The organism is uncultured Proteiniphilum sp. (assembly GCF_937873925.1).
Taxonomy (GTDB): Bacteria; Bacteroidota; Bacteroidia; order Bacteroidales; family Dysgonomonadaceae; genus Proteiniphilum.
Map to the genome: position 1 here is coordinate 1 of NZ_CALNAT010000218.1, position 25,689 is coordinate 25,689.

Genomic DNA, 25,689 nt, shown 5'->3' on the forward strand with positions numbered 1-25,689 from the left:
TGACTTTGCTCATTTAGCTTAACGAAAACGTTCTTTCTCTATTTATTCTGACAAGTTACGATTGACCGATTCCGGCGTCAAAATTAGTTCTTTTTGTTCTCTTTTAAAAGTATTTATCGCCTTATTCCATCTTTTTACATGGATATCAATCCATTCCGGATGGCGTAAAAAGTAAGTCCCGAAACGGTTTTGATACCTGTCTTTGAAATGATGTTCTTTCTGTGCGTAAGTACCGTATTATGACTGATATTCAGCTTTACCGCTATCTCTTTATTGAGATACCCTTTCACGATAAGCCGGAGGATCTCTTCTTCCCGGTTTGTAAGTTGATGGGCGTGACGGTTATGGTGTGGTGCATGCTCGCCGGAAATGACATGGTGCAGATACCGGATACCGCTCGGATCCAGTTCGTCCAGCTTCGGGCGAAGCACCTTTTCGCGCAATCTGTTGTGTGCGGCAAGATCTTTTTCAAAAGAATGAATGGAAAAGATGACCGCGTAAATTAGATTCTGATTGAACTCTTTGGAGAGATGCTTGATTAAGATGTTCTTCAGATCATGCAACAATTCGTAGGGAAAGTCATCATCGGATAGCGCCAGATTCCGCAGATGCTCCGTCATTCTTTCCCTGAATTTCAGAAAGAGATCGTTGAGTATTCCCAGTTCTTCGTTTTCGGAGCCGCTGATGGCAATAAAGGCATTCAGGTGCTTCCCGATGTTAGGCACCAACTCATGGATATAATTTTCCACGGTATGTTGAAAATAATCGGCAATCGCTTCCGCATCGAACAGCGGCAGCGATGCCCCGGGAAGATAGCTTTCATCGAGATAAACATTGAGGACAGTGAGGATGAAATCGGGGTTGAGCGTATGCTCGTCGCAAAGTTCAAGAATAGTCCTGTCACCCACGCCAAGCCTTATTCCGAAACGATTAAGCACGGGAATAAGCTCATTGTGCTCCGCAAGCACATCGGCCATGACACTATATCTGTTCAACAATGGCACCTATCTGTCCTGATTTGTTTTTATTTTTGCTGTATAATTGCGATTGCGCCTGTGTTCCCGATAAAGATGGCGAATGGCATCTACAGGATACAGGAATAGCATGCGTGGCCCCGCAAAACGCATCACCTCCTTAATTTTCATTCGCATATCGCTCTTATAACAATGAACGGTACAGGCAGCACAGGCAGGTTTCTCTTCACCGAAAGGGCAACGCTCCAGTCGCTGTAACGCATACTGTCTCAATAACGCACATGATGAACACAACTCCTTCACGGAACCATGTTTAGAACGGCAATAGATCGCGATCATTTTGCTGACGACTTTTCTTTCTCCTTCATTCAAAACGATTAATGTAATTGAAATGTAAAATTAGCCATATTCTTCTTTCCCGCCAAATCGATCATCCGTTTTTTCTCAGGAGGCCGCCTGTTCATTAAGGACCGCCCATAGAATTGTCGTCGGGAGCCGGCTGCGGTTTACCGGTTGGCTTTTTGGAGATCAGATAATCGCCCTGTGAATTTCTATTTATCCGATACCCTTCGTTCAATTCAATAATCCATCCCTCTCCGACGATTCTCTCATCAGTGATCTCCAGCGGCTCCGAGACAATTACCCATCGCCAGTCGTTCCTAAGCAGCGCCCCTCCCTTCTCCACGGTAAGGGTGCCCCAGTTGTCGCCGATACTGACGGTGGGATAAACGGTTCCCTCATCCTCATCAAGAGGAATGAGGTTTTGCGGATCGAAAGCCATATTCATATCTTCCAATCGTATTTCGAGGTGCGGTTGCTCAAAAAATTTCTCCCGGTAGGTATCGAGCAATATATTGTTAGATAGTTCCCTTTTGATCTCTTCATCGGTAATGGTACGTCCCCGGTACTCTTCAGCAACCTGTTTTACATAGGATTGTAACAGGATACGCCTATCTACACCGAATGCTTCGGAAAAAAACTCTGTGAGTTGGGTATCGGCATCCACTTTTTTATTCCATTGATTATCTTTCTGATAGAGAAAAAATCCGTAAACCGGAACCGTCTCATAGGCAAAAGAACGTACAAATGAGGGTACTTTTTCAAACAGTTCGATCCGCCGGATCAGATACTCCCTCCATTGCCATTTATCGCGCCCGCTCATCATCTGCCCCGTGTATGTGGCCAGTCCTTCCAGTAACTCAAGGCTGTTTTCCCTTGTTTCGGAGCCCCTATAGAGCATATGACGATACTTTCTGAATATCAACGCGTTTCTCAAATGTTCCTCGGCCCGGTTGAATCTGTGGGCCCTTAATGCAGCATCCAGTGCCGCCATTTCAAGGCGCAGGTATATCCTTCCCTCCCTGAGGTCCAAATGATTGTTTTCCTCCCTCCTGATCTCGAAGCCGAGTGGGGGTTGAGCCACATGAAACAGCTCATGTGTGATAAGATCGATGCGATCCTGTTCGTTTGCCGATAACGGTAACTTTATCATCGCCCAGTGTGTACCGCTCCAGCGGATATCGGTATTGGAAAAGGTGATCTTTTTGGGCAATACCCCGCTGTAGATTCCCTTATCGAATTTCAGGGCTCCTTCTTCGTCGGGCCGGTTGGCATAGACCTCTCTTGTCTCCGGATCCACAAGCAGGATAGGACCATAGATATCTTTATCCCACAGCCCCTGATGCAGAAAAGTCGCTTTCTCCACCTGCCTGAAGTAGAGTAAAAGCGAGTCCGCAGAATACCGCGAGGCCCGTGTAGCGGTTGTTACCGTAAGCAGGCCCGTCAGCCAGATGCCTGTGAGCAATTTCATTGTTTTATGATTTAAATAACGGTCTATCTATTTCCCGGATAAGCCGGTGTCCCTATCACACCTTATTTATATCTCCGCATCACCTTTGCGGAAAGCCGTGTGACCCATTTTCTCGGCAGGAAACGGATACCGAAAGGGGCCAGTTTGTTCATAGTACCGTGAATGATCATGGATTTACCTTTCATCATAGCCTTGAATCCCAGTTCGGCCACTTCCCTCGCATCAGCGATCTTCACATTCCTCACCAGTTGAGATGCGTTCATTTTCGACACTTCGCCAAAATAAGTACTGGTGGGGCCCGGACAAAGCGTAGTGACAGTAATATGATCTTTTTTCAGTTCATTCCCCACAGCCTCCGACAGGTGAAGCACGAAAGCTTTCGTGGCGAAATAGACCGCCATCATGGGCCCGGGTTGAAAGGCCGCTGTAGAAGAGAGGTTCAGTATCCTGCCTCTTTTTCTTCCCTTCCACTCCTGTACAAAGAGATGGGTCAGATGCGTGAGCGAGGTTATATTCAATGTAATCATCTCCTCATACCGTTCCCAGGGCGTGTCAGCAAATGACCCATAGTCGCCGAAACCGGCATTATTGATCAAATAATCCACATCCAATCCTTTTTCTTTTACCTCCCGGAAAAGCTCTCCGGCAGCACCCGGGCGGGAAAGATCTTTCACCACCGGATATACAGAGATACCGTACCGGCTTTCCAGTTGCTCTTTCAATAGTTCCAGCCTGTCACCGCTACGGGCCGTCAGGATCAGGTTACATTGGTTTTCCGCAAAAAGGAGTGCCAGTTCCTTTCCTATTCCTTTGGATGCCCCGGTGATCAATACTGTTTTTTGCATACCCCCTCCATTTTAGGGCAAAATTAAACTATTTTTTTTCTTACCTGTCAAATATGAAGAATAAATTCAATGGATTAGTGCTGATGTGCTAATTTATGGATGTAATGAGGGAGGCGGGAAGGTGGTTAGGTTGATGGGATGATTCGTTGAGGTCCGATGTCCTAAGGGAAGATTTTTTACAGTTTGGCGGAAATAAGAAAAATGAAGAAGTGGGAAGTGAAGAAAATCGGACGGTAAGGCATTGCAGAGGAAGGAAGCGCTACACTACAGCCCTCCTGTAAACTCTCTGCAATATTTAGTTAAATTGGGTTCTAATTGATGGAGCGTGTCCGGTTGTGATAACCAGGTGCGCTCATTTTATTTCAGTTCCGTTTTCTCGATTTATCGATCCGGAGAAAAATAAAAAGCAAAATAGTAAATCCCCACAGGGAGGAACCTCCATAGCTGAAGAAAGGCAACGGGATTCCTATGACGGGCATAATACCGATAACCATGCCGATATTGACGATCATGTGAAACAGGAAGACACTTGCCACACCATAGCCATAGGTGCGTCCGAAGACCGTGGTCTGGCGTTCTGCCAGACGGAACAGACGAAGTACGAAGATCATTATAAGCAGCAGAACCACCGAGGAACCGATGAATCCGTGCTCTTCTCCTATAGTGCAGAAAATAAAATCGGTATCCTGTTCGGGTACATACTTGAGCTTCGTCTGCGTACCGTTGAGGAATCCTTTTCCTGTCAGTCCACCCGATCCGATAGCAATCTTGGATTGCCCCACGTGGTATCCCGCCCCGCTCAGGTCCTGCTCCATTCCCAATGTTACCTTGATACGCATCTGCTGGTGCGGCTGAAGTACATCGTAAAATACATATTCCACCGATTCGAGAAAGGCAAAAGAACCGATCAGAAACAGAAAAATATAGAGATATGTTCTTTTTCTGTACCAGATAAAATGGAACAGCAGGTATAGAGCGGAGAACAACAGGGCCACGAGAGCGACTATCCCCCAGTCTATCTTCACGGAAAAGAGTGAAGCCACAAAAGCCAGCAGAAAGATAACGGCTGCCGACAGCAGAAGGATGACAGAGGTGTTAAGCCGTTTAATATAATTCCATACCATGACCGCCGAGAAGATAATGATGAGAATGACAGTGATGAACTCTCCTTCGGAGAGCGCCCCTATCTGATTGTGGGAGAATCGGATCCCCAAAATGAAGTAGAGAATGGCGGCGATCCCCATAAAAAGAAATCCTCCCGGTAACCCTTCCCTGTATAACACTAGTATAAAACTCAGGTAAACCAACGCCGTACCGGTTTCGCTTTGGGCAATCACTAAGATCACCGGCAACAGAATGAGGCTGCTTACCAGCAAAAGGTTCTTCCGCTCCATCAGGCGGAAGGTGTAGGAGTTGAACACCTTGGCCAGTGCCAGGGCGATAATGAATTTCATGAATTCGGCCGGTTGCAGCCGTACCGGTCCGATAATAAGCCATGAACGGGATCCGTTGATCTCTTCCGCCACCAAAAGTGTGACCGCCAACAATAGAATACCCGCCAGATAAAAAAGAAACGCATAGGTTTCGTAGAATGCCGTGTCAATCTTCAACAGGGCAAATGCCAGCAGGAACGAAGTGCCTATCCAGATCAACTGCATACCCGCCCTTGTAGAGAGGTCGAATAAGCCGGCGGCATTTTCCAGGTCGAAACTGGCAGCATAGATATTGAGCGATCCGAGCAGCACAAAAAGGAGATAGAAGATGACAGTCGGCTTGTCCACTTTCCCCTTTTCCGGTATGTCGCTGTTTCCCTGATAGATCATTACAACTTCTTCTTAATTAGTTAGATGACTGACTGACCGGCAGGTTTCTTGTATAGACATAGGGCAGGATCTCACGATTCATGATGGTGGTCTCCAACCATTGGTCGCTCTCGGGTATCTCTCCCCTGAAAAATTTCTGCATCATCAATCGGGCGATAGGTACTGCATTTGTCGCACCCCACCGGCCGTGCTCCACCACTACGGCGATAGCCACCTGCGGATCATCTTTGGGTGCGAATCCCATAAAGAGCGAGTGGTCTTCTCCATGTGGATTTTGTACCGTACCGGTCTTACCGCATACCTCCACGAAGGGCGCCAGATTAATACCGCGGCAGGTACCCATAGTCACTGCATCAGCCATCCCCGCAACCGTTATATCAAAATGCTCCCGGTTGACACCCGATTCATGCCTTGTGGTATAAGTTGCTTCCAGTGCCGCTCCTTTCCGTTCTTTTACCACGTGCGGTGTATAATAATAGCCCCTGTTGGCGATCATAGCGCCCAGGTTGGCTATTTGCAGGGGTGTAGCAAGAATCTCCCCCTGCCCGATAGCGATTGAGATGATATTGTGCGCGTTCCAGCGTTCTGTTTTGAATACATTCGTATAGAACTTGCTGTTGGGAATAAATCCCCTTTTCTCAGATGGGAGGTCGACACCCAGGGGATAGCCGAATCCCATATCCACCATGTGATCGCGCCACACATCGAAGGCAGCCCCTGTTGTCGCATATTTGCCCCTGTTGCTCAACATGCTGTTAAGGCCATAACAAAAGAAGGAGTTGCAGGAGGTAGTGAGAGCATACTGCACGGACAACGGCGAAGCGTGGGGATGGCAGCCGGGGCGCCCTCCCAGCGGAGGATATCCCCCGTAGCATGAATAACGGGTTTCAGCCGTGATGATACCTTCCTGGAGGAAGACCAACCCCTGCGTCGGCTTGAAAGTGGATCCCGGCGGGTAGGTACCGGCGATAGCCCTGTTGATAAGCGGTTTAAAAGGATTGCCCTCAAGCTGCCGGTAATTGGCACTGAAACTTTTTCCGGTAAGAAGTACAGGGTCGTAGGTAGGCGCCGAAACCATACAGAGCACCTCACCCGTTCTGGGGTCGATCATCACGATGCTTCCCACTTTATTGTGCATCAGTTGCTCTCCGTATGCCTGCAGCTCTATATCGATACCCAGGGTAAGATCTTTTCCCGATACCGGAGCCTTGTCATGCGCTCCCTCTTCATACTGTCCCTGCACTCTTCCGTGTGCATCCCGGAGAAGTATTTCCACTCCTTTTTCACCCCGAAGATCCTCCTCATGTGACAATTCAATACCCGATTTCCCCACATAGTCCTTTCTCACATAATAAGGGTCGGTGGCTATCTTGTTCTCATCCACCTCCGCCACGTAACCGAGGATGAGTCCCATGTTGGGATAATTGTATTGTCGTTCCGTACGGCTCTGGATATAGATCCCCGGAAATTTGTAAAGTTTCTCCTGCAACAATCCGTACTCTTCCACATTGAGTTGCGACATGAACAGTTGCGGTGTATAGGATGAATAACCGGGGTTCCTGCGGCGGTCTCTCATATCGGCATCCAGCGTGTAAAACCGTCCTATATCGATGTTGAGCGTACGGCAGAAATCCAACGTATCGAACTGTTTCATTTCCCGTACTACCATCATCACATCATAGGTAGGCCTGTTATAGACAAGCAACTTCCCATTCCGGTCGTATATGGCGCCTCTTGCCGGATAGAGAGTCCTGCGGAGGAAAGCGTTACTGTCGGCATACTCCCGGTATTGCGGGCTGAGCAACTGCAGATTGAACAACTGAGCTATATACACCAACCCGATGATCACCACTACAGCGGCGATAATATATCGTCTTTTGGCTAACGGATTAGAATTGTTCACCGGGTTTCCTCCTAAACATTAAACTATCCAACGCAATGATCAGCGGGATCGTGACAACGGAAGAGGCCGCGATCCGCAGCAGTGTATTCTTCAGATTAAAGAGCGTGAACGCCTCAATAAAAAACAGCAGTGTGAGGTGCAGGAGTACCATGAAAATGGTGAATCGCACGAAAGGGCCGGCGGCCGTATTGATCCCGGGAATAAAGTCGTCGTATCCCTCCCTTTCAAAAAAAAGTCCCAGTATATTTTTTCGGAAGGCAGCTACGAGAGTGGTGGCGGCTGCATTCATTCCGGGGGTATTCAAAAAGATATCGATGATCAACCCCATCACGAAAGCGGCGGTAATTACATAATAAAGGTTCCTGCCCACCGGCAGTTTCAGCAAGAAATAGATATATAAGACCGGAGTAGCAATACCGAACAGGCTGATCCGGTTCAGCAGCAATGTCTGAAGCAGTACCAGGACCACAAAAAGTACTATTTCGTATATATAATTCAGTTTCATCGCTGTAACGTCTCTTCGAGCATTTTTTGTTCCTCGTGATAGGTGTCGTCGATCACCAGTACATCCTGCAACGAATAGAAATTGGTGGCCAGTTGAATATTGAATGTGTTGAAATTATCATCCTTCGACCGGCCTTCACTGCTCACAAAGCCGATGATAAGATTCCTGGGAAAGATACGGGAAAAACTGGTCAGTACGGTATCACCCTTATGAAAAGCTTCATGTTTAGGCAATTCCTGCAGTTGCGCCTCCCCGATGCTTGTGCCGTCCCAGGAAAGGGAACCATAATTTTCGGAGTTCTTCAATCTGGCACTTAACCGGAACTTGGGGTTGATCACAGGGATCACCAATGAGAATTTCGGCAATACAACGGATACCACTCCCACGACACCGCCTGCCGAGATCACGCCCATATCGGGTTTGATGCCGTGTTGTGAACCTTTGTTGATCGTAATGAAATTGTTCACTCCCGAAAAACTCAGGTTGACCACTTCGGCAGGGATAAAATCGAATTGCGGCTGTGGTAGGGTATCGCTCACGAAAGCATTCACCTTCAGAGAATCGGTAGCCGTGAGGAGATCTATCCGGTCTTTGAGTACCAGGATCTCCTTCTCCAGTTCAGCGCTTCGTTCCAGTAACAACTGATTGTTTTTCTTCAGATGGAAGAACGATGTAACATCTTTGGAGAGTGAGTAAAACCACCCGGTTACATGATTGGCTGAAGTAAGATAGACGCTGCGTTGATAGGAATTATGCGTGAAAACGAGATAGAAACTGAATGCAACCAACAGCGTGGCAAGCAGCCAGTGACTATTCCGAATGATAAAGTTAAAAAGATTACGCATGTAAACCTATGCCTTATCCCTGATTAGCGACCCTAGCTTTAAGCTAAAATCCCGCGGTGAATTACCGCATTAAAAAGGTGAATTTATCGATATTCCTCAACGCAATACTGGTTCCCTTGGCTACCATATGCAGCGGATCGTCCACTACCCTGAAGGGGATACCTATTTTCTCGGTCAGCCTTTTGTCGAGACCTCTCAGCAAAGCACCGCCTCCGGTCAGGTAGATGCCGTTGCGAACAATATCGGCGTACAATTCGGGAGGAGTCTGCTCCAGCGCGCTCAGCACGGCTGAGTCGACCTTGGATACCGATTTCTCGATGCAGTGCGCAACCTCCTGATAGGATACGGGTACATCCATAGGTAACGATGTCATTCTGTTAGGCCCGTGGACGATAAAATCTTCAGGCGGGTTGTCAAGCTCGGTAAGTACGGAACCCACGTTGATCTTGATCTGTTCGGCGGTCCGGTCACCCACTTTGATATTATGCTGACGCCCCATGTAATCCTGGATGTCTTCGGTGAAATCATCACCTGCGATCTTGATCGATTTATTGGAGACGATGCCGCCGAGTGATATAACGGCGATCTCTGTGGTACCACCGCCTATATCTACGATCATATTTCCTTCGGGAGCCTCCACGTCGAGCCCGATTCCCAGGGCTGCCGCCATCGGTTCAAAGATCATATACACATCACGGCCTCCCGCGTGCTCCGCCGAGTCGCGCACGGCACGGATCTCCACCTCGGTACTCCCGGAAGGGATACAGATGACGACACGCAGCGAAGGAGAGAAAAGTCCCCCTTTATTTTTATTTGCCATTTTGATCATACCACGGATCATCTGTTCCGCGGCGTTGAAATCGGCAATGACACCATCCCTTAACGGTCTCACCGTACGGATGTTCTCATGTGTCTTACCATGCATCTGTCTCGCTTTCTCACCCAAAGCGATCATTTTATCGGTCTTGCGATCCAGTGCCACGATGGAGGGTTCGTCCAGCAGTATCTTTCCCGTGTTGCTCACAATTACGGAATTGGCGGTACCAAGATCCATTGCCAGCTCCTGTGTAAATGAAAATAAGCCCATAATGTATAATATTAAGCTATTTGATAGCAGCTATGTTGTATGTCCAGTATTTAATGTTTAAAATGCCTTATTCCGGTTTTCACCATCGAGAGGCCGTGTTGATTGCAGTAATCCACCGATTCCCCGTCGCGGACGGAGCCGCCGGGTTGGATAACAGCTGTAATACCCGCTTTGTGCGCAATCTCCACACAATCGGGAAAGGGGAAGAAAGCATCGCTGGCCATCACCGCTCCCTGCAGGTCGAAATGGAATGTGCCCGCTTTCTCGATAGCCTGATTCAGTGCATCCACCCTCGATGTCTGCCCCGTACCGCTGGCGATAAGCTGTTTATCCTTTGCCAATACAATGGCGTTCGACTTGGTATGTTTCACCAGGATATTGGCAAACAGCAGGTCTTCCGTTTCCTTTGTCGTGGGGGCTTTGGTTGTCATCAGTTGCAGATCGCCGGCGCTTTCGACACTCAGATCCTTGTCCTGCATCAAGGCACCGTTCAGTACGGAGCGGTATTGCAAACGTTGTGCAGCTGTCACTGCCTGTTTCAATACCAAAATTATACGATTTTTCTTTTGGAACAAAATATCCAGCGCCTCTTTATCATATTCCGGAGCGATGATCACTTCGAAAAATATCTCGTTAATGGCTTCGGCTGCTTCCCTATCGACCTTCGCATTGGTCACCACGATACCCCCGAAAGCCGATACCGGATCGGCTGCCAGCGCCACGTCCCATGCCTCTTTCACTGTCGGACGGCAAGCCATACCGCAGGCATTGTTATGTTTGAGGATAGCCAATGCTGTTTCGCTGAAGTCGGAGATCAGTGAGACGGCAGCATCAATATCGAGGAGGTTGTTATAGGAAATCTCTTTGCCGTGAAGCTGCTCGAAAATTTCGTCGAAATTACCGTAGAATATTCCCTGCTGATGGGGGTTCTCCCCGTAACGGAGCTGTTTTCCACTATCATAAGCTATTCGCAGCGCCGAACAGTCGTCACCGTCGAAATAACCAAAGATTGCCGAATCATAACCGGAGGATACCATAAAAGCCTCTTTGGCAAACCGGCGGCGGTCGTCCGTATCGGAGAGGCCCTGTTTTTCTTTCAACAGGTCGAGCAACGGCCTGTATTGATCTTTCGAGGCAACAATAAGTACATCTTTATAATTCTTTGCGGCAGCACGTATAAGCGAGATACCCCCTATATCGATCTTCTCGATGATCTCCTCTTCCGTACCGCCGGCAGCGACCGTCTCCCGGAAAGGATATAAGTCTACAATGACCAGATCGATGGAAGGGATATCGTATGATTTCACCTGCTTCCTGTCGGTTTCGTTATCGCGCCGGTAAAGTATACCCCCGAAAATCTTCGGATGAAGGGTCTTTACCCTGCCTCCCAGAATGGAGGGATAGCTGCTGACATCTTCCACCGCCTCGCACTCATAACCTAAAGACTGAATAAACTCTTGCGTTCCGCCGGTAGAAATAAATTTAACCCGTAAATGATGTAATTCCCGAAGTATTTCCTCCAGCCCGTCCTTATGGTAAACCGAAATGAGGGCTGTTTGAATTTTTTTTGACATTCTGCGTCCGTTTAAGTCGTTATTTTTAAAATGAGTACAAAGGTATAAAATCTATCGCTCTTTTTTGTCAATCGGTTTGTTAGTTTTGCATAATTTTGAAAAAAACAGCCGGCAATCACTTGCAGGCTGAACCATGGATGGGGTAAAAGGGAATATTTTACCACCAACTTTAAATAGAGAGAATGAAAATACAAAGATAATCCTGTTTCCTGCCGGAATTACATAACGCAGGTTAAGTTAATATGAAGTTCCGGTTACAAAAGTGTTTCATACAAACTCACATCAGCAAAGTTCTCCATTATTAGCGATAGATCGAAAAAAGGGGTGCCGCTTGTCTGCAGCACCCCTTTCTATGATTTAGAAAGAATGACCCTTATAAATAGGATCCGGTCAATCTCTCACTTCCCAACCCAGTGCGCTGGCGCCCAGAACGGCGGCATCACTCTCTTTGAGTTCGGAGAACATCAACTTCACCTTATTTTTGAAGATGGGCAACAGATTTCTCTCCATACTTTCACGGATAGGATTCATGATGAGATCGCCCGCCTTGGAAAGTCCTCCGAAAAGGATGATGGCCTCAGGGCTGGAAAAAGCTACAAAATCGGCAAATGCTTCACCCAGCATCTCACCGGTGAATCTGAAGATCTCCTTCGCCATTTCATCTCCGGCCATAGCCGCATCAAACACATCCTTGGAGGTGATATCTTCGGCCGGTATATTACGGAGGCGCGTCTGCGTATCAGGTTTCAGTTCGAGATATTCGCGTGCCGTACGCGCCATACCGGTGGCCGAAGAGTAAGCTTCGAGGCATCCTGTTCTTCCGCAACCGCAGAGACGACCGTTGTGCCGACGCATGATCACGTGTCCGAGTTCACCGGCAAAACCGTCGTGTCCGTACACCAGTTGCCCGTTCACCACGATACCGCTACCCACACCTGTTCCCAGTGTGATCACGATAAAATCTTTCATCCCGCGGGCCGCACCGTAGGTCATCTCACCGATAGCCGCCGCATTGGCGTCGTTGGTAAGCGCTACGGGAATACCTGCCCGGTCTTCCAGCATCTGGGCAAAGGGGATCACCCCTTTCCAGGGAAGATTGGGAGCAAATTCGATACTCCCGGTAAAATAGTTTCCGTTGGGTGTACCGGCACCAATCCCCTTGATCTGATCCTTGGTGGTGGTTCCCTCGATAAGATCTTCAATCAGGCCGGTCAGTTCATCCAGATAATCTTCCACCTGAGAATGTTTGGCGGTTTTGATACTGCCGCTCTTTAAAATCTGCCCTCTTTTGTCCACGATGCCGACAACGGTGTTCGTACCGCCTACATCAATACCTATCACATAGGGTTTATCCATAGATTTGTTTATTAAAAGTTAGTCAATGATGATTGTTAGAATTTTATCCGCACAAATATAGGCTTTTTTCGTTAAAACGATTTCATACTCGCGGAATTATTTCATTTCTGTAGTACTTCATCGCTTCCCTCCTTATTTCCTTTCATCCTGGAACAGATATTTTCATCCCCTATCCTTTTTGTTTTTTATACAAAAAATTTCTTATTTTAGAATTTAATTTATTTCTTTGCACTCGAACAAGCTTATATTCCCTATTGTTTTGTATTTGCTTTTTCTGATATATTACTTGTCTGAACTTATGTTTTAAATTTATTTCATAAGTAAATACAAGTATCTATCTGATTTTTAATTATTTACAATTCAGCTCTTTGATATTTTTGTAATCGTTTTTTAAGTTCCTCTTTTATAGGGACCCTCTCGAGTAGCAAGCAACGAAGAATTGCTAAATTTGATTGGCTTTGCCCAAACTGATCAGATGACATTTTTGTCCAATTCAAGATGGTAATACTTCGTCACATCCGAAAAAGGAAGTTAATTACACAATTTGCAACAAATTTCAAAGGTCGTTTTTAGTTTAAAGTGTCCTCGAACAGCAAATTTTATACTTAGAAATACCAAACATTTGGGCTAGTCAGCAGTAATATGTACAAGACTGAGGATGATATTTTTATCTGGAATGAATTTCTTGCCGGAAATGATCGGGCATATGAATTCATATATAAAAAACATGCCCAGACACTTTTTACATATGGACTCTCTTTAACGACCCATGAAGATCTGGTTAAAGATTGCATCCACGACATTTTTGTTCGTATATATGAAAACAGGAAAAATCTCGGAACGACCAATAATATCAGATTATACCTGCTTTCAGCGTTGAAAAATTCCATATTGATAGCTTTCCGAAAGCAAAATACATATAATAAGTTTAAAGAATCTATCGATAAAGAAGATTGGACAGATACCGATACGGTAATCGACAAAATAATAAATACCGAAGAAGAAATAGAGCGAAAGATGCTTATTGACAATATCTGGTCGATCCTCACTACGCGACAAAAAGAAATTGTGTATTATAGATATGTTGAAGGGCTTTCGTTAACTGAAATCGCAGAACGCCAAAACATGGATTATCAATCGGTTGCAAATATTATCTATCGAGCTATAAAAAAAATAAAAAAATTTTATTCAAAAAGTGATTAAAAAAGGAATGATCATGCATTATAATAGAAAATGCATAAATCATGGAAATCGATAACCAGATTAAAAATTATATAGATTTTACATTTGAAGATTTTCTCCAGGATGATTTTTTCATAAAATCCATTTTAAACCCAACAAAGGAATCCGAATTGTTCTGGAAGGAGTATCAAGAAAAAAATAAAGAATATGAGAAGGCTGTCAGATGCATTAAGGATTTGAATAAAAATCTATTGAAGAAGGAAGATGTACACAAAATATGGCATCTTATTCAAGTATCCAATCGCCATCGACAGGCAAAAAGCAGAAGATTTTATATTATCAGCACGGCTGTTGCTGCAAGTATCGTTTTATTCTTTTACATCAAATTTCATTTTACGGAAGCAAGTGATAACCGACAGGATATAAGAGTATTTGCCAACAACAATATACCTGTTGTTGAAACAACGGAAACTCAATTATTCGTATCGGACAATAAAATAATATCATTGCCAGAAAAGGAATCGGCAATACTCTATGATTCGGCTTCTATAAAAGTCACCTCTCACGAAATAGTACAACACGAGATTTCAAAAAATGAAGTCGCCGATTTTAACCAACTGATTATACCTAAAGGAAAACGATCTTTCCTGACCCTGGCAGATGGCACACAAATATGGATTAATTCCGGCACAAGATTAGTGTATCCGTCCGTATTTCCAGACGACAAGAGAGAAATATTCGTTGATGGAGAAATTTATATTGATGTACAACCGGATTATAACAGGCCGTTTATTGTACAGACCAGCGATATGAACGTAAGGGTTCTGGGAACGGAATTTAACGTTCAAGCTTATCAAACAGATGGACAAAAACGAGTGGTGCTGAAATCCGGATCTGTTAAAATATCTTCCGACATATCCAAAGAAGAAATTGTATTGCAACCGGCTGAAATGTATGAAGCAACCGGCACAAACGTTATCGTAAAACCCGTTGACATCAATAACTATATCTCGTGGATTGAGGGGATGTATATCTGTGAAAGTGAGAGATTAGACTATATTCTTACCCGGCTATCGAGGTATTACGGAAAAGAAATTACCGTCGATAAAAAAGCGGCTGGTCTGAAATGTAACGGAAAACTGGATTTAAAAGAAAGCCTGAATGATGTACTGACCATTCTTAAGTATATCGTACCTATAGACTTTACGAGTGAGAAAGACATATATGCAATAACTTATAAACCTTGAATGCCTATGGAAAAAGTCAGATGAAAATAAAAGCGGCCTGATATTACAGTATCAGGCCACCGGATTAGTAATTAACAAGTCACCTTCAATAACTAATTAAGAACTTAATACAAATGTACTACATTTATAAGAAATTACATCAAAAAGATCCATTTTTGATAAAGATGAAGTTTACCCTTATTTTTCTACTTTTGGGAATAAATATCAGCTATGCTCTGAATACTTACTCACAATCGACATTCTTATCCATTCATCTGAAGGATAAAAGTATGAAGGACGTCTTAAGTGAGATTGAAAAAAACAGTGAATTCATTTTTATTTATGAAGATGCCCTGGATCTGAATAAAAAAGTATCCATCAATGCTAAAAATGAGAATATAAGCAATATTCTCAATAAATTGTTTGAGTCAACCGATATTCAATATATCATTTCTGACCGACAGATCGCCATATCTAAAAAAGGCGATTTAAGACAGCCTCCTTCCCAGCAAAATATTCGTGTGACCGGAACCGTATCTGACAATTTGGATGAACCTTTACCTGGGGTAACTATTATTGTCAGAGGTACAGCGCAAGGTACAACGACAGATACGAATGGAGAGTATAGTATTTCCGTCCCGAACGATACATGCGTATTACAGTTCAGCTATATCGGATTCACCCCGCAGGAAATCGTTGTGGGGAATAAAAGAGTTATTTCCGTAAATTTATCGGAAGAAACGACCGGTCTTGATGAAGTAGTAGTTGTTGGATTCGGAAAACAAAAAAAAACAGACGTTGTCGGTTCCGTTACATCTATCAAGCCTGCTGAACTTAAAAAGGTATCTTCCAGCAATATGACCACCATGTTGGCCGGAAATATTGCCGGGATGATATCATACCAACGAAGTGGCGAACCGGGAGCGGATAATGCCGACTTCTTTATTCGAGGCGTGACGACATTCGGATATAAAGTGGATCCGTTAATCCTTATCGATGGGATCGAAGTTTCGAAAACCGATTTAGCCCGAATGCAACCGGATGACATCGAAAATTTCTCGATCATGAAAGATGCGACATCCACTGCGGTATACGGAGCACGTGGGGCAAACGGTGTCATTTCCATCACCACGAAAGAAGGGAAAGAAGGGAAACTGAACATATCCGTTCGTTTTGAAAATGCATTTACTATGCCCACTAAAAATATTGAACTTGCCGATCCCATTACCTATATGAATTTAGGAAACGAGGCCGTAGTAACAAGGGATCCGTTAGGTACCCTCACTTATTCAAAAACAAAAATCGACAATACAATAGCCGGAACAAATAAATATGTCTACCCGGCAACTGACTGGCAAAACGAATTACTAAACGATTATGCAACCACGCAGCGCTTCAATCTGAACGCCAGCGGAGGAGGAAAAGTAGCACGTTACTATCTGGCGGCTACTTTTAATCAGGATAACGGGATTCTTAAAGTTGACAAACGTAACAACTTTAATAACAATATTCGTTTACGCACTTATTCTTTCCGCTCGAATGTTAATTTCAACCTGACCCGAACAACGGAGGCTGCCCTGAAAATATCCGGTACCTTTGATGACTATACCGGGCCAATACATGGGGGTACGGAGGTATACCGGCAAATCATGCGCACTAATCCGGTATTATTTCCTCCCTATTATGAACCGGATGAAACCTATAAAGATTCAAACCATATTTTGTTTGGTAATTATGGTACCGGGGCGCAATATATCAATCCCTATGCGGAAATGGTAAGAGGTTATAAAGATTACTCAAGTTCAAAAATTGATGCCCAGTTTGAACTAACACAGGATTTCTCCTTTATCACCGAAGGGCTTTCGTTTAGGGCTTTATTCAATACCTCCCGTTATGCCTATTTTGATGTTTCCCGTTATTACAATCCGTACTTTTATACGATAGGAAACTACAATAAAACAGATAATACGTATATGTTAGCTTCTTTAAATGAAGGAACGGAATATCTCGGTTATAGCGAAGGTCTAAAAGATGTGTTAACTTCCACTTATATCGAGTTGATGACTAACTACAATCGGACATTTAACGAGACACATACTTTCAGCGGTATGATGGTGTATACCATGCGTAATGAGTTGAAAGGAAATGCAGGAAATCTCCAATTGTCCCTCCCCAAAAGAAATCTTGGATTGTCGGGAAGAGCGACCTACTCATACAGAAGCAGATATTTCGGGGAATTTAATTTCGGTTATAACGGAAGCGAACGCTTTCATAAAAAACATCGATTCGGTTTTTTCCCATCAGCCGGTTTAGCCTGGACCTTGTCAAATGAAGAATTCTGGAATGTTCCAGCTATTACAAATCTAAAGTTTAGAGCCACCTATGGGTTGGTCGGTAACGATGCTATCGGTAGAGATGAGGATCGCTTTTTCTACTTGTCAAACGTAGATATGAATAGTGCCTCCCGAGCTGCACGATTCGGAACATTGAGTGATTATATACGAAATGGAGTTCTTGTACAAAGAAATGCGAATGAAGATATTACATGGGAAATTGCCAGAAAGACCAATATCGGCTTTGAATTGGGACTCTTTGGTAAGCTGACCCTTGAAGCCGACTATTTCCATGAATACAGGACAAATATTTTAATGACACGATCTTCCATACCGACAACGATGGGCTTATATAGTGCTGAAATGGCAAATGTAGGTGAAGCCAAATCGCAAGGGATAGACGGCTCACTAGATTATACCACAAGTTTTGGAAAGGAGGCCTGGTTGCGCGCACGCGCAAACTTCACCTATGCAACTAATGAATTTCTCGCTTATGAAGAACCGAATTATAAAGAATCCTACCGTCAGCGGGTTGGACATCCTATTCAACAGCAATGGGGATATATTGCCGAAAGACTTTTCATCGATGAAACGGAAGTGTCGAATTCTCCAGAACAGTTTGGTATTTATGGCGCCGGAGACATTAAATATCATGATGTCAATCAAGACGGCAGAATAACCAGCGCTGATATGGTACCGATCGGATATCCGACGACTCCAGAAATCATGTACGGATTCGGGATTTCCGGAGGATATAAAAATCTGGATGTGTCTTTTTTCTTTCAGGGTTCAGCCCGTTCCAGCTTTTGGATCGACATCGGAAGTACTTCACCTTTCTATAATGAAACACAACTGCTAAAAGCCTATGCGGATAGTTACTGGTCGGAAGAGAATCAAAACATTTATGCTTTGTGGCCGAGGTTGAGTACAAGAGTTGTTGAAAATAATAATCAAAGAAATACATGGTTCATGCGTGATGGCTCGTTTTTACGTCTCAAGTCTGTTGAAATTGGTTATACGTTACCTGCTAATATTTTGAGTAAGTTGTACCTGTCCAATGCGAGAATTTATTTCAACACAACCAACCCACTTTGTTTCAGCAAGTTTAAATTATGGGATGTTGAAATGGGAGGCGATGGTCTCGGATATCCGATACAAAAGTCGTATAATATTGGGTTAAACATCTCATTCTAAACAATTAATACAATGAATATAAAAAAAATAATTATCATAATAATATCTTTTTGCATGATTTTTTGTGTGTCTTGCGATTATCTGGACGTCGTTCCCGATAATGTAGCCACTATTGATAATGCATTTACCGACAGGAATGAGGCAGAAAAATTTTTATTTACCTGCTATTCTTTTATGCCAAGTCACGGCGACCCAAACTCTCAGGCATTCGGAATGGGTGACGAATTTTGGTTTCCTTATCCTCAGGCTGACTTGTTCTTTTATTGTTATCCTTTCGAATATATTGCCCGGGGGGGCCAAAACGTTAACTCTCCTGCGGTGAATTACTGGGATGGGACAAATTATGGAAAACCCATGTTTCAGGCGTTGAGGGATTGCAATATTTTTCTGGAAAAAATCACCAGCCATATTCCAGGTTTATACGAAACTGAAAAGAAAAAATGGATTGCCGAAGTAAAATTCCTGAAAAGCTATTACCATTATTGGCTTTTACGCATGTACGGCCCGATTCCACTTGTGAGAGAAAACCTTCCGGTATCTTCATCGATCGAAGAAGTACAGGTGAAACGGATACCAGTTGATGAGTGTTTCGATTATATCGTTAGCTTATTGGATGAAGCCTCCCCGGATTTACTTGTTAAAGTACAAAATCCGGCAACCGAGTTGGGTCGGGTATCCAAGGCCATGGCTCTTGCATTGAAAGCAAAAGTACTGGTGGAAGCTGCCAGCCCTTTATTCAATGGTAATACCGATTACATTAATTTTAAAGGGCCGGACGGCGAACAACTTTTCAATCCTGTATATGACGAAAAAAAATGGGAAAAAGCCGCTATCGCTTGCAAAGAAGCAATATTAGTCTGTCACGAGGCTGGAAATGAATTATTTGAATTTAAACCTTCATTCGGAAGTGAGTTGGATGGTTCCATCATACGTCAGATGAGTATCAGAAACAGTGTAACAGAACGCTGGAACAGTGAAATTATCTGGGGGAATCCCAATAGTTCTTCAGATAATATGCAACGACTGGGTACAACCTATCTCGATCCGAGCAAGACCACTAATCTAGGAGTACGTTCCATGTTAGCACCTCCTTTGCGTATAGCTGAAATGTTTTATACCAAAAACGGCGTACCTATTGATGAAGACGAAGAGTGGGTAAATTCAGGAAAATATGCCCAGCGATATGAAGTAAAAACAGCCGAAGAAGAGGATAAATACAATATTAAAGTTGGTACACAGACTGCTGTTTTGAATTTTGACAGAGAAACACGTTTTTATGCCAATCTGGGCTTTGACAACGGATTATGGTACGGAATTGGAAAATTTGACGACAAGGATCAATGGCATATTAAAGCAAAAGCCAATGAACATGCCGGTAAACGTTCCGTATCTTTATTTTCGGTAACCGGCTACTTCTGTAAAAAACTCCCCCATTATCAAAATAATATATTACCAGGAGACGGTGCCGGTTATACTGTTGTTGATTATCCATGGCCTGTAATGCGTTTGGCGGACCTGTACTTATTATGTGCGGAGGCTCTAAACGAGTATTCCGGACCATCGTCGGAGGCTTATGACTGGATCAATCGTGTCAGAGAAAGAGCCGGACTGGAACCGGTCGAAATAGCATGGCCTAAATACGCAAGATCGTCCCGAAAAAACAAACCTACGACGAAAGAAGGTCTAAGAGAAATTATTCAGCAGGAACGCTTAATCGAACTTGCGAACGAAGGTCATCGGTATTGGGAAATCAGAAGATGGAAGATGGCAAAAGAAATGTGGCATAATCAGCCCATCCGGGGTTGGGATATCGAACAGGAAGATACAGAAACCTATTATCGTATTCGTACACTCTATACGCCTAAATTTACCACAAGAGATTACTTCTGGCCGATAAGAGAATACAACTTTTCGGTAAATGTAAATTTGGTTCAGAATCCGGGATGGTAATTTTACTTTAAATTATTAATACAAAAGAATATGAAGACTTATATATACCTCCTTTTTTTTATTTTTGTCTGGTTGGTTACAGCCTGTCAAGAAGAAAATGAAAGATATCCTTTCTCTTCCGATCCCACTGTTCCTAAACCGATTTCCGACATTAAGGCCGAATCATTCCCGGGATCGGTTAAACTGACTTATAAAATTCCAGACGACAATATCATTTCGTATGTAAAGGCGGAATGTTGGATCAATGGAGTGCTTCGTGAAATAAAAGCTTCATCATACCATAATACATTGATAATAAGCGGATTTCCAGACACAGCCTCATATGATATATATATGTATACCGTAAGTCGCAGCGAAGTATATTCGGAGGCAAAAACCATTCAGGTAGAGCCGTTGACCCCACCTTTCCTGGAAGTCTATGAAACATTAGAATTATTTCAGGATTTTGGAGGAGCTACTGTTTCTTTTGAAAATCCGAACGAAGCCGATTTAGCTATTTCTCTGATCTATGTAGACAGTCTTGGTTTCTGGGATATTGCCGAGACCTATTATACCCGGAAAAAAGAAGGTAGTATATCGGCGCGTGGATTTGATCCGGTCCAAACAAGATTTGGTGTTTACATCAGAGATCGTTGGAATAATATGACAGATACTTTAGTAAAAGACCTGGTCCCTATTTTTGAAAAACAACTGGATCGCACAAAGTTCAGGGAGGTACGATTGCCTGGTGATCAGGAGGCTGCATGGGGATGGACCATGCCTCATATCTGGGATGGAGTGATTGTGAATAACATAAATCCCGACAAACCCGGATTTCATACTGCTCCGGGACTAGGATGGCCTCATTGGTTTACCTTTGATCTGGGTGTAGAGGCAAAACTCAGCCGGTACAAATTCTGGCAGAGAGGGGCAAGTCCCTATGTGTCGTTTAATGACCGTAATATTAAAAAATTTGAAATCTGGGGAAGTCTAAATCCGAGCCTGAATGGAGAGTTTGACGAATCGTGGACACTTCTCCTCGAAGGTGAAGTGATTAAGCCTTCAGGGTTACCATTAGGAGAACTATCGGACGAAGATGTGGCGGAAATAGTAAACGGAAGCGAATTTATATTCTCCCCGAATATACCGATCACTCGTTACATAAGAATAAAAGTGTTGGAAACCTGGACGGGTGCCGACAGTTTTTATATCATGCAGGTAGCCTTCTGGGGGGCGGAAGCGAGCGAACTAACGGATTGATGCGGCTTTCGCTATTAATTCATTATTAATTTAAACAATACATTATAATGAAAAATAATTTCAGATTATTTGTATACTTTTTTGCACTGTGTCTTCTCTGTGCAAACTGTACCAAAATGGATGAATACAAAAAGTATATACCCGACGGAGAAACCATATATCCTCAAAAAGCAGATTCACTTAAAGCTTATCCGGGGAAAAACCGTATTATGCTTGAATGGCAGATTATTGATCCGAAAGTGGATGTTTGTAAAGTTTTCTGGTATCAGGACAGCGAAGTGAAATCTGTGGATGTACCGATCAACTCTAATTCCGAATATGTGAATGACACGACTCAAGTTATCATTGATGATTTAGAGGAAAGTAATTACATATTTACCATAGTATCCTTCGATAAGATGGGAAATACATCTATTCCTGTGGAAATCGAAGAGACATCATACGGACAGATGTATGAAGCCTCACTGGTAAATCGTGTTATCAGAAGCAAAGAATTCCTGCCTGAGACCGGATTAACCATTGAATGGTATCGTGCCGATGAAACCGAGATAAATGTGGAATTGAGCTATACTAATTTAAGTAAAGAGCAAAAGACAGTCATTGTATCGAATGAATCAACAAGTTCGTCCTTACCGGATTTCAATGTAGAATATCCATTTTTCTACACCACTTCATATAAACCGGATTCGATGGCTATCGATACTTTTTATACAGCTATTCAGGAGGAGCGGGTAGCATATTATGCAGATATTACCCATATTTTTTTGCAAAACACGGGGGATCCTTTCCAATTGGGAGATATGGTGCATGATAATCGCTTTTATGCCGCTCCCGGATGGAAAACAAATGCTGCAGGCGGTACAAACGGCAATATAGACATATTGAAAAATTCTCCAAATCATGTATTAACTTTATGGGCATGGAGCGGTTACAGTCCTATTTCTGGATTTGAAAACGGCAAATTATACCAAACGGTCGAACTGGAGGCAGGAACGTATCGTTTTGATGCGTTGGTTCATGGTATTTCCTCTTCTTTAAATAAGGCATATGTAATAGCTGCTGTGGGGGAAGATTTACCGGATATCAGTGATATTTCTTCAGCATTGGCATCAGCAGTAGTACCGAATGACATCAAAGAAGCGGATGCTAATAAACCCACCCTCTCTGTTGAATTTATTCTTACGGAGAAATCGAAAGTGTCCCTGGGTTTTGTAGCCAACATAGGTCATGCTCAGGAAACTCTGTACAAAAAAGTGAAATTATGGGAAAAGAGATAATTATTTAAACAATATTCTCTTAGGTTGAGTATTTCCGGTATTCGATTTACCGATACCGGAAATTACTTCTTTTATAGCAAAAATGTTATTTTATTATTTTTCTCCAATGATCAGAAAATACGTGTTTGTCGGTTTTCATCTTATATGCATTTTAACTTTTGCACAGAAACCGGATATTATCTTTCGTGAAGATTTTCGTTTTCTTGAAGAAATGGTCAAAGATGTGACAGAAAGTTCGCGTATATATCCCGGACAGAAGTTACCGGCTCCCTTTGGGAGCAACCATACGGGTGGCGTGCTGATTCGACCAGGCGGTAGAGATACTTATCCTGCTTTTTGGATAAGGGATTATGCCATGTCCATTGAAACAGGATTTGTCAATAAGGAAGAGCAGAAACATATGCTGTTGCTGACCGCCTCTACACAATGCGACCAAACCTGGATTACCCGAAGCGGCAATGGCATGATTCCGGTTGGAGCCATTGCCGATCATATTCTGGTGGAGACAAGCCTTCCTATTTATTATCCGGGTACTTATGATTATGAAGTACAAGAGGACAACGAATCGCAGTACGGACATTTTCCTCCCTATACAGATCAATTCTTTTTTATAAAAATGGCTTACCTGTATGTAAAAAATACCTCTGACATCAAGATATTGAAAAAAGAAATTAATCATATAAAGTTGATTGACCGGCTGGAACTGGCATTTAAAGTGCCTCCCGTTCGCAAGGGAAGCCATCTGGTATATACTTCGGAAACATTTCTCGGGGTAGATTTCGGATTTAGAGATGCTGAAAAAATAACGGGAGATCTGGTTTTCCCTTCCATTATGAAGTATTGTGCAGCCAATGAGATTGCCTGGCTTTTTGAAAAACTACAGGATAAGCAAAAATCAGAAAGATACAATGACATTGCCGTCCAAATAAAAAAAGCCATACCCGAAACTTTTTTAAATATGGATGGCATGTTGTGTGCTTCGACCGGTTTAAGCAAACAAGCGGATGTTTGGTCTACCGCCTTAGCCGTTTACCTGAATATTCTTGAAGATGAAAACATGTTAAAAGCATGCCGGCATCTTGACCAGGCGTATATCGACGGAAAACTCGCATACAAAGGAAATATAAGACATATCATAAAAGGTGAGGATTATAGTAATACGAGTGCGTGGGAAATATCGAAAGTCGGAATAAACGTTTATCAAAACGGAGCTTATTGGGGGACACCCACCGGCTGGGTTACATATGCCATAGCTAAAGTCAATACGGAACATGCAATGCAACTGATAAAAGAATTCATTGATGATTTGCGGGAAAACGATTATCGAAAAGGTACTGAATACGGCGCACCTTATGAATGCATATATCCGCCGGGCTATCTCAGAGGCCCGGTGTACCTGACCACCGTAACCTGTCCCTATATCGTTTTAAAGGCAATGAGGGAAGAGAGGTAATAACAAATCGGAAGAATTTACTGTCATTCGCAAACAATCATTACACTACAAATTACCCCATCTATGTATAAACAATTTGCAGTCATGCTCCTATCCATATTTTTATGGGAATGTAGCACAAATCTGGAGAGTCTGGATAATCTTCATTCTGTAAATCCAATGATTGGTACCGATGGTGATGGAAGGATTAATCCCGTTGCGGTTGTTCCTTTCGGCATGATTCAGTTGGGACCCGATACCCGCCCCTTTCTGAACGGATACCATTATGATGACCCCAACATCATCGGGTTCAGCCATATTCACAAAAGCGGGGCCGGATGTGGTGATATGTTGGATCTATTATTCATGCCCACAGTCGGGCCCATGGAATATTATCTGAATCGTAAACCTTATCAGGAACGAGGGTACGAATCGCCGATGAATCATGCGAAAGAAAAGGTAGTTCCCGGAAAATATGCCGTGTATCTGGAAGATCGGGAGGTGCAAGTGGAGCTATCGGCTTCCAAGCGTTGCGGTTTTCATCGATACACTTTTCCCGAGACCGACAATGCCAATGTATTGATTGATTTGGTTCATTCCAATTTAGGTGCGTGTTCCATCTATCCGGATGAAAACTACGATACAGTCACCTATGCGGCATTGAACGTAGTATCCGATTACCGGGTAGAAGGGTTTCGGATTACAACCGGACAGGCGGAGGAGCAACATGTTTATTTTGTGGCTGAATTTTCCCAACCTTTTGAGGACAAACTGATACTGGATGACCTGACTCCTTACCCGTCCGATGCAATCAAAAGCCGGAAAATACGTGCAGTATTTCGTTTTAAAAATGATGGTAAAAAACCGTTACAAATAAGGGTCGGCATTTCACCAACTAGTATTGAGGGCGCTGCTAAAAACCTTAAAGCCGAAATTCCACATTGGGATTTTGACCGGACAGTGGCCGAAGCACAACAATCCTGGGCGAAAGAGTTGAATAAGTTTTCGATACAAACAGAAAACACCGAACAGCGCGTGTTATTTTACTCCTCGTTATATAATGTACTCATGTATCCCTCGCTCTACTCGGATATCGACGGTAAATACCGCGGCCCGGATCATCAGGTACATCAG

At 43.5% G+C, this 25,689-nt stretch carries 19 protein-coding genes; 8 read left to right on the plus strand and 11 right to left on the minus strand.

Annotated features, from left to right (window positions below; all coding sequences use genetic code 11):
- Window positions 1-134 precede the first annotated feature (134 nt).
- From Q0502_RS14505 to Q0502_RS14555, 11 genes are all read right to left on the minus strand, one after another.
- Window positions 135-995, minus strand: coding sequence for a response regulator transcription factor (locus Q0502_RS14505; RefSeq protein WP_298652146.1), 861 nt, complete (start codon window positions 993-995; stop codon window positions 135-137).
- Window positions 996-1,004: 9 nt separating this feature from the next.
- Window positions 1,005-1,346: a nitrous oxide-stimulated promoter family protein gene (locus tag Q0502_RS14510; RefSeq protein ID WP_298652148.1), complete on the minus strand. Its 342-nt coding sequence runs from the start codon at window positions 1,344-1,346 to the stop codon at window positions 1,005-1,007.
- Between the two features lie 91 nt (window positions 1,347-1,437).
- A complete protein-coding gene (locus Q0502_RS14515; RefSeq protein ID WP_298652150.1) occupies window positions 1,438-2,784 on the minus strand; it encodes a hypothetical protein in 1,347 nt (448 codons plus the stop codon).
- A gap of 62 nt (window positions 2,785-2,846) precedes the next feature.
- Window positions 2,847-3,629 (minus strand): SDR family oxidoreductase, encoded by a 783-nt coding sequence (locus Q0502_RS14520; RefSeq protein WP_298652152.1) that lies wholly within the window; start codon window positions 3,627-3,629, stop codon window positions 2,847-2,849.
- Between the two features lie 362 nt (window positions 3,630-3,991).
- On the minus strand, window positions 3,992-5,452 hold the full coding sequence (gene rodA / locus Q0502_RS14525; RefSeq protein ID WP_298652155.1) for a rod shape-determining protein RodA: 1,461 nt from the start codon (window positions 5,450-5,452) through the stop codon (window positions 3,992-3,994).
- 16 nt (window positions 5,453-5,468) lie between these two features.
- Window positions 5,469-7,355, minus strand: coding sequence for a penicillin-binding protein 2 (gene mrdA, locus Q0502_RS14530; protein WP_298652158.1), 1,887 nt, complete (start codon window positions 7,353-7,355; stop codon window positions 5,469-5,471).
- Complete coding sequence (mreD, locus tag Q0502_RS14535; RefSeq protein WP_298652161.1) at window positions 7,342-7,860, minus strand: rod shape-determining protein MreD; 519 nt, start codon at window positions 7,858-7,860, stop codon at window positions 7,342-7,344. Before mreD ends, mrdA begins: the two co-directional genes overlap by 14 nt.
- Window positions 7,857-8,705 (minus strand): rod shape-determining protein MreC, encoded by an 849-nt coding sequence (gene mreC, locus Q0502_RS14540; protein ID WP_298652164.1) that lies wholly within the window; start codon window positions 8,703-8,705, stop codon window positions 7,857-7,859. Before mreC ends, mreD begins: the two co-directional genes overlap by 4 nt.
- 61 nt (window positions 8,706-8,766) lie before the next feature.
- Window positions 8,767-9,792, minus strand: coding sequence for a rod shape-determining protein (locus tag Q0502_RS14545; protein ID WP_298652166.1), 1,026 nt, complete (start codon window positions 9,790-9,792; stop codon window positions 8,767-8,769).
- A 50-nt stretch (window positions 9,793-9,842) separates the two neighbouring features.
- Window positions 9,843-11,366 carry a bifunctional phosphoribosylaminoimidazolecarboxamide formyltransferase/IMP cyclohydrolase gene (gene purH, locus Q0502_RS14550; RefSeq protein WP_298652169.1) on the minus strand — a complete coding sequence of 508 codons (1,524 nt, stop codon included), beginning with the start codon at window positions 11,364-11,366 and terminating at the stop codon, window positions 9,843-9,845.
- Between the two features lie 390 nt (window positions 11,367-11,756).
- Window positions 11,757-12,722: an ROK family protein gene (locus tag Q0502_RS14555; RefSeq protein ID WP_298652172.1), complete on the minus strand. Its 966-nt coding sequence runs from the start codon at window positions 12,720-12,722 to the stop codon at window positions 11,757-11,759.
- Window positions 12,723-13,364: 642 nt separating this feature from the next.
- Between Q0502_RS14555 and Q0502_RS14560 the strand changes: the two genes are divergently transcribed.
- From Q0502_RS14560 to Q0502_RS14595, 8 genes are all read left to right on the plus strand, one after another.
- Window positions 13,365-13,925, plus strand: a complete 561-nt coding sequence (locus Q0502_RS14560) for a sigma-70 family RNA polymerase sigma factor (RefSeq protein ID WP_298652174.1) — start codon at window positions 13,365-13,367, stop codon at window positions 13,923-13,925.
- 230 nt (window positions 13,926-14,155) lie between these two features.
- Window positions 14,156-15,151, plus strand: a complete 996-nt coding sequence (locus tag Q0502_RS14565) for a FecR domain-containing protein (protein ID WP_298652177.1) — start codon at window positions 14,156-14,158, stop codon at window positions 15,149-15,151.
- 269 nt (window positions 15,152-15,420) lie between these two features.
- Window positions 15,421-18,657 carry a TonB-dependent receptor gene (locus tag Q0502_RS14570; RefSeq protein WP_298652180.1) on the plus strand — a complete coding sequence of 1,079 codons (3,237 nt, stop codon included), beginning with the start codon at window positions 15,421-15,423 and terminating at the stop codon, window positions 18,655-18,657.
- A gap of 66 nt (window positions 18,658-18,723) precedes the next feature.
- Window positions 18,724-20,607, plus strand: a complete 1,884-nt coding sequence (locus Q0502_RS14575) for a RagB/SusD family nutrient uptake outer membrane protein (protein WP_298652181.1) — start codon at window positions 18,724-18,726, stop codon at window positions 20,605-20,607.
- A 30-nt stretch (window positions 20,608-20,637) separates the two neighbouring features.
- Window positions 20,638-21,846 (plus strand): DUF5000 domain-containing lipoprotein, encoded by a 1,209-nt coding sequence (locus Q0502_RS14580; RefSeq protein ID WP_298652183.1) that lies wholly within the window; start codon window positions 20,638-20,640, stop codon window positions 21,844-21,846.
- Between the two features lie 116 nt (window positions 21,847-21,962).
- Window positions 21,963-23,123, plus strand: a complete 1,161-nt coding sequence (locus Q0502_RS14585) for a DUF4998 domain-containing protein (RefSeq protein WP_298652184.1) — start codon at window positions 21,963-21,965, stop codon at window positions 23,121-23,123.
- 106 nt (window positions 23,124-23,229) lie between these two features.
- Window positions 23,230-24,576, plus strand: a complete 1,347-nt coding sequence (locus Q0502_RS14590) for a hypothetical protein (protein WP_298652187.1) — start codon at window positions 23,230-23,232, stop codon at window positions 24,574-24,576.
- Between the two features lie 84 nt (window positions 24,577-24,660).
- Window positions 24,661-25,689, plus strand: a 1,029-nt coding sequence (locus Q0502_RS14595; protein WP_298652190.1) for a glycoside hydrolase domain-containing protein, incomplete at its 3' end; no start/stop codon positions are given.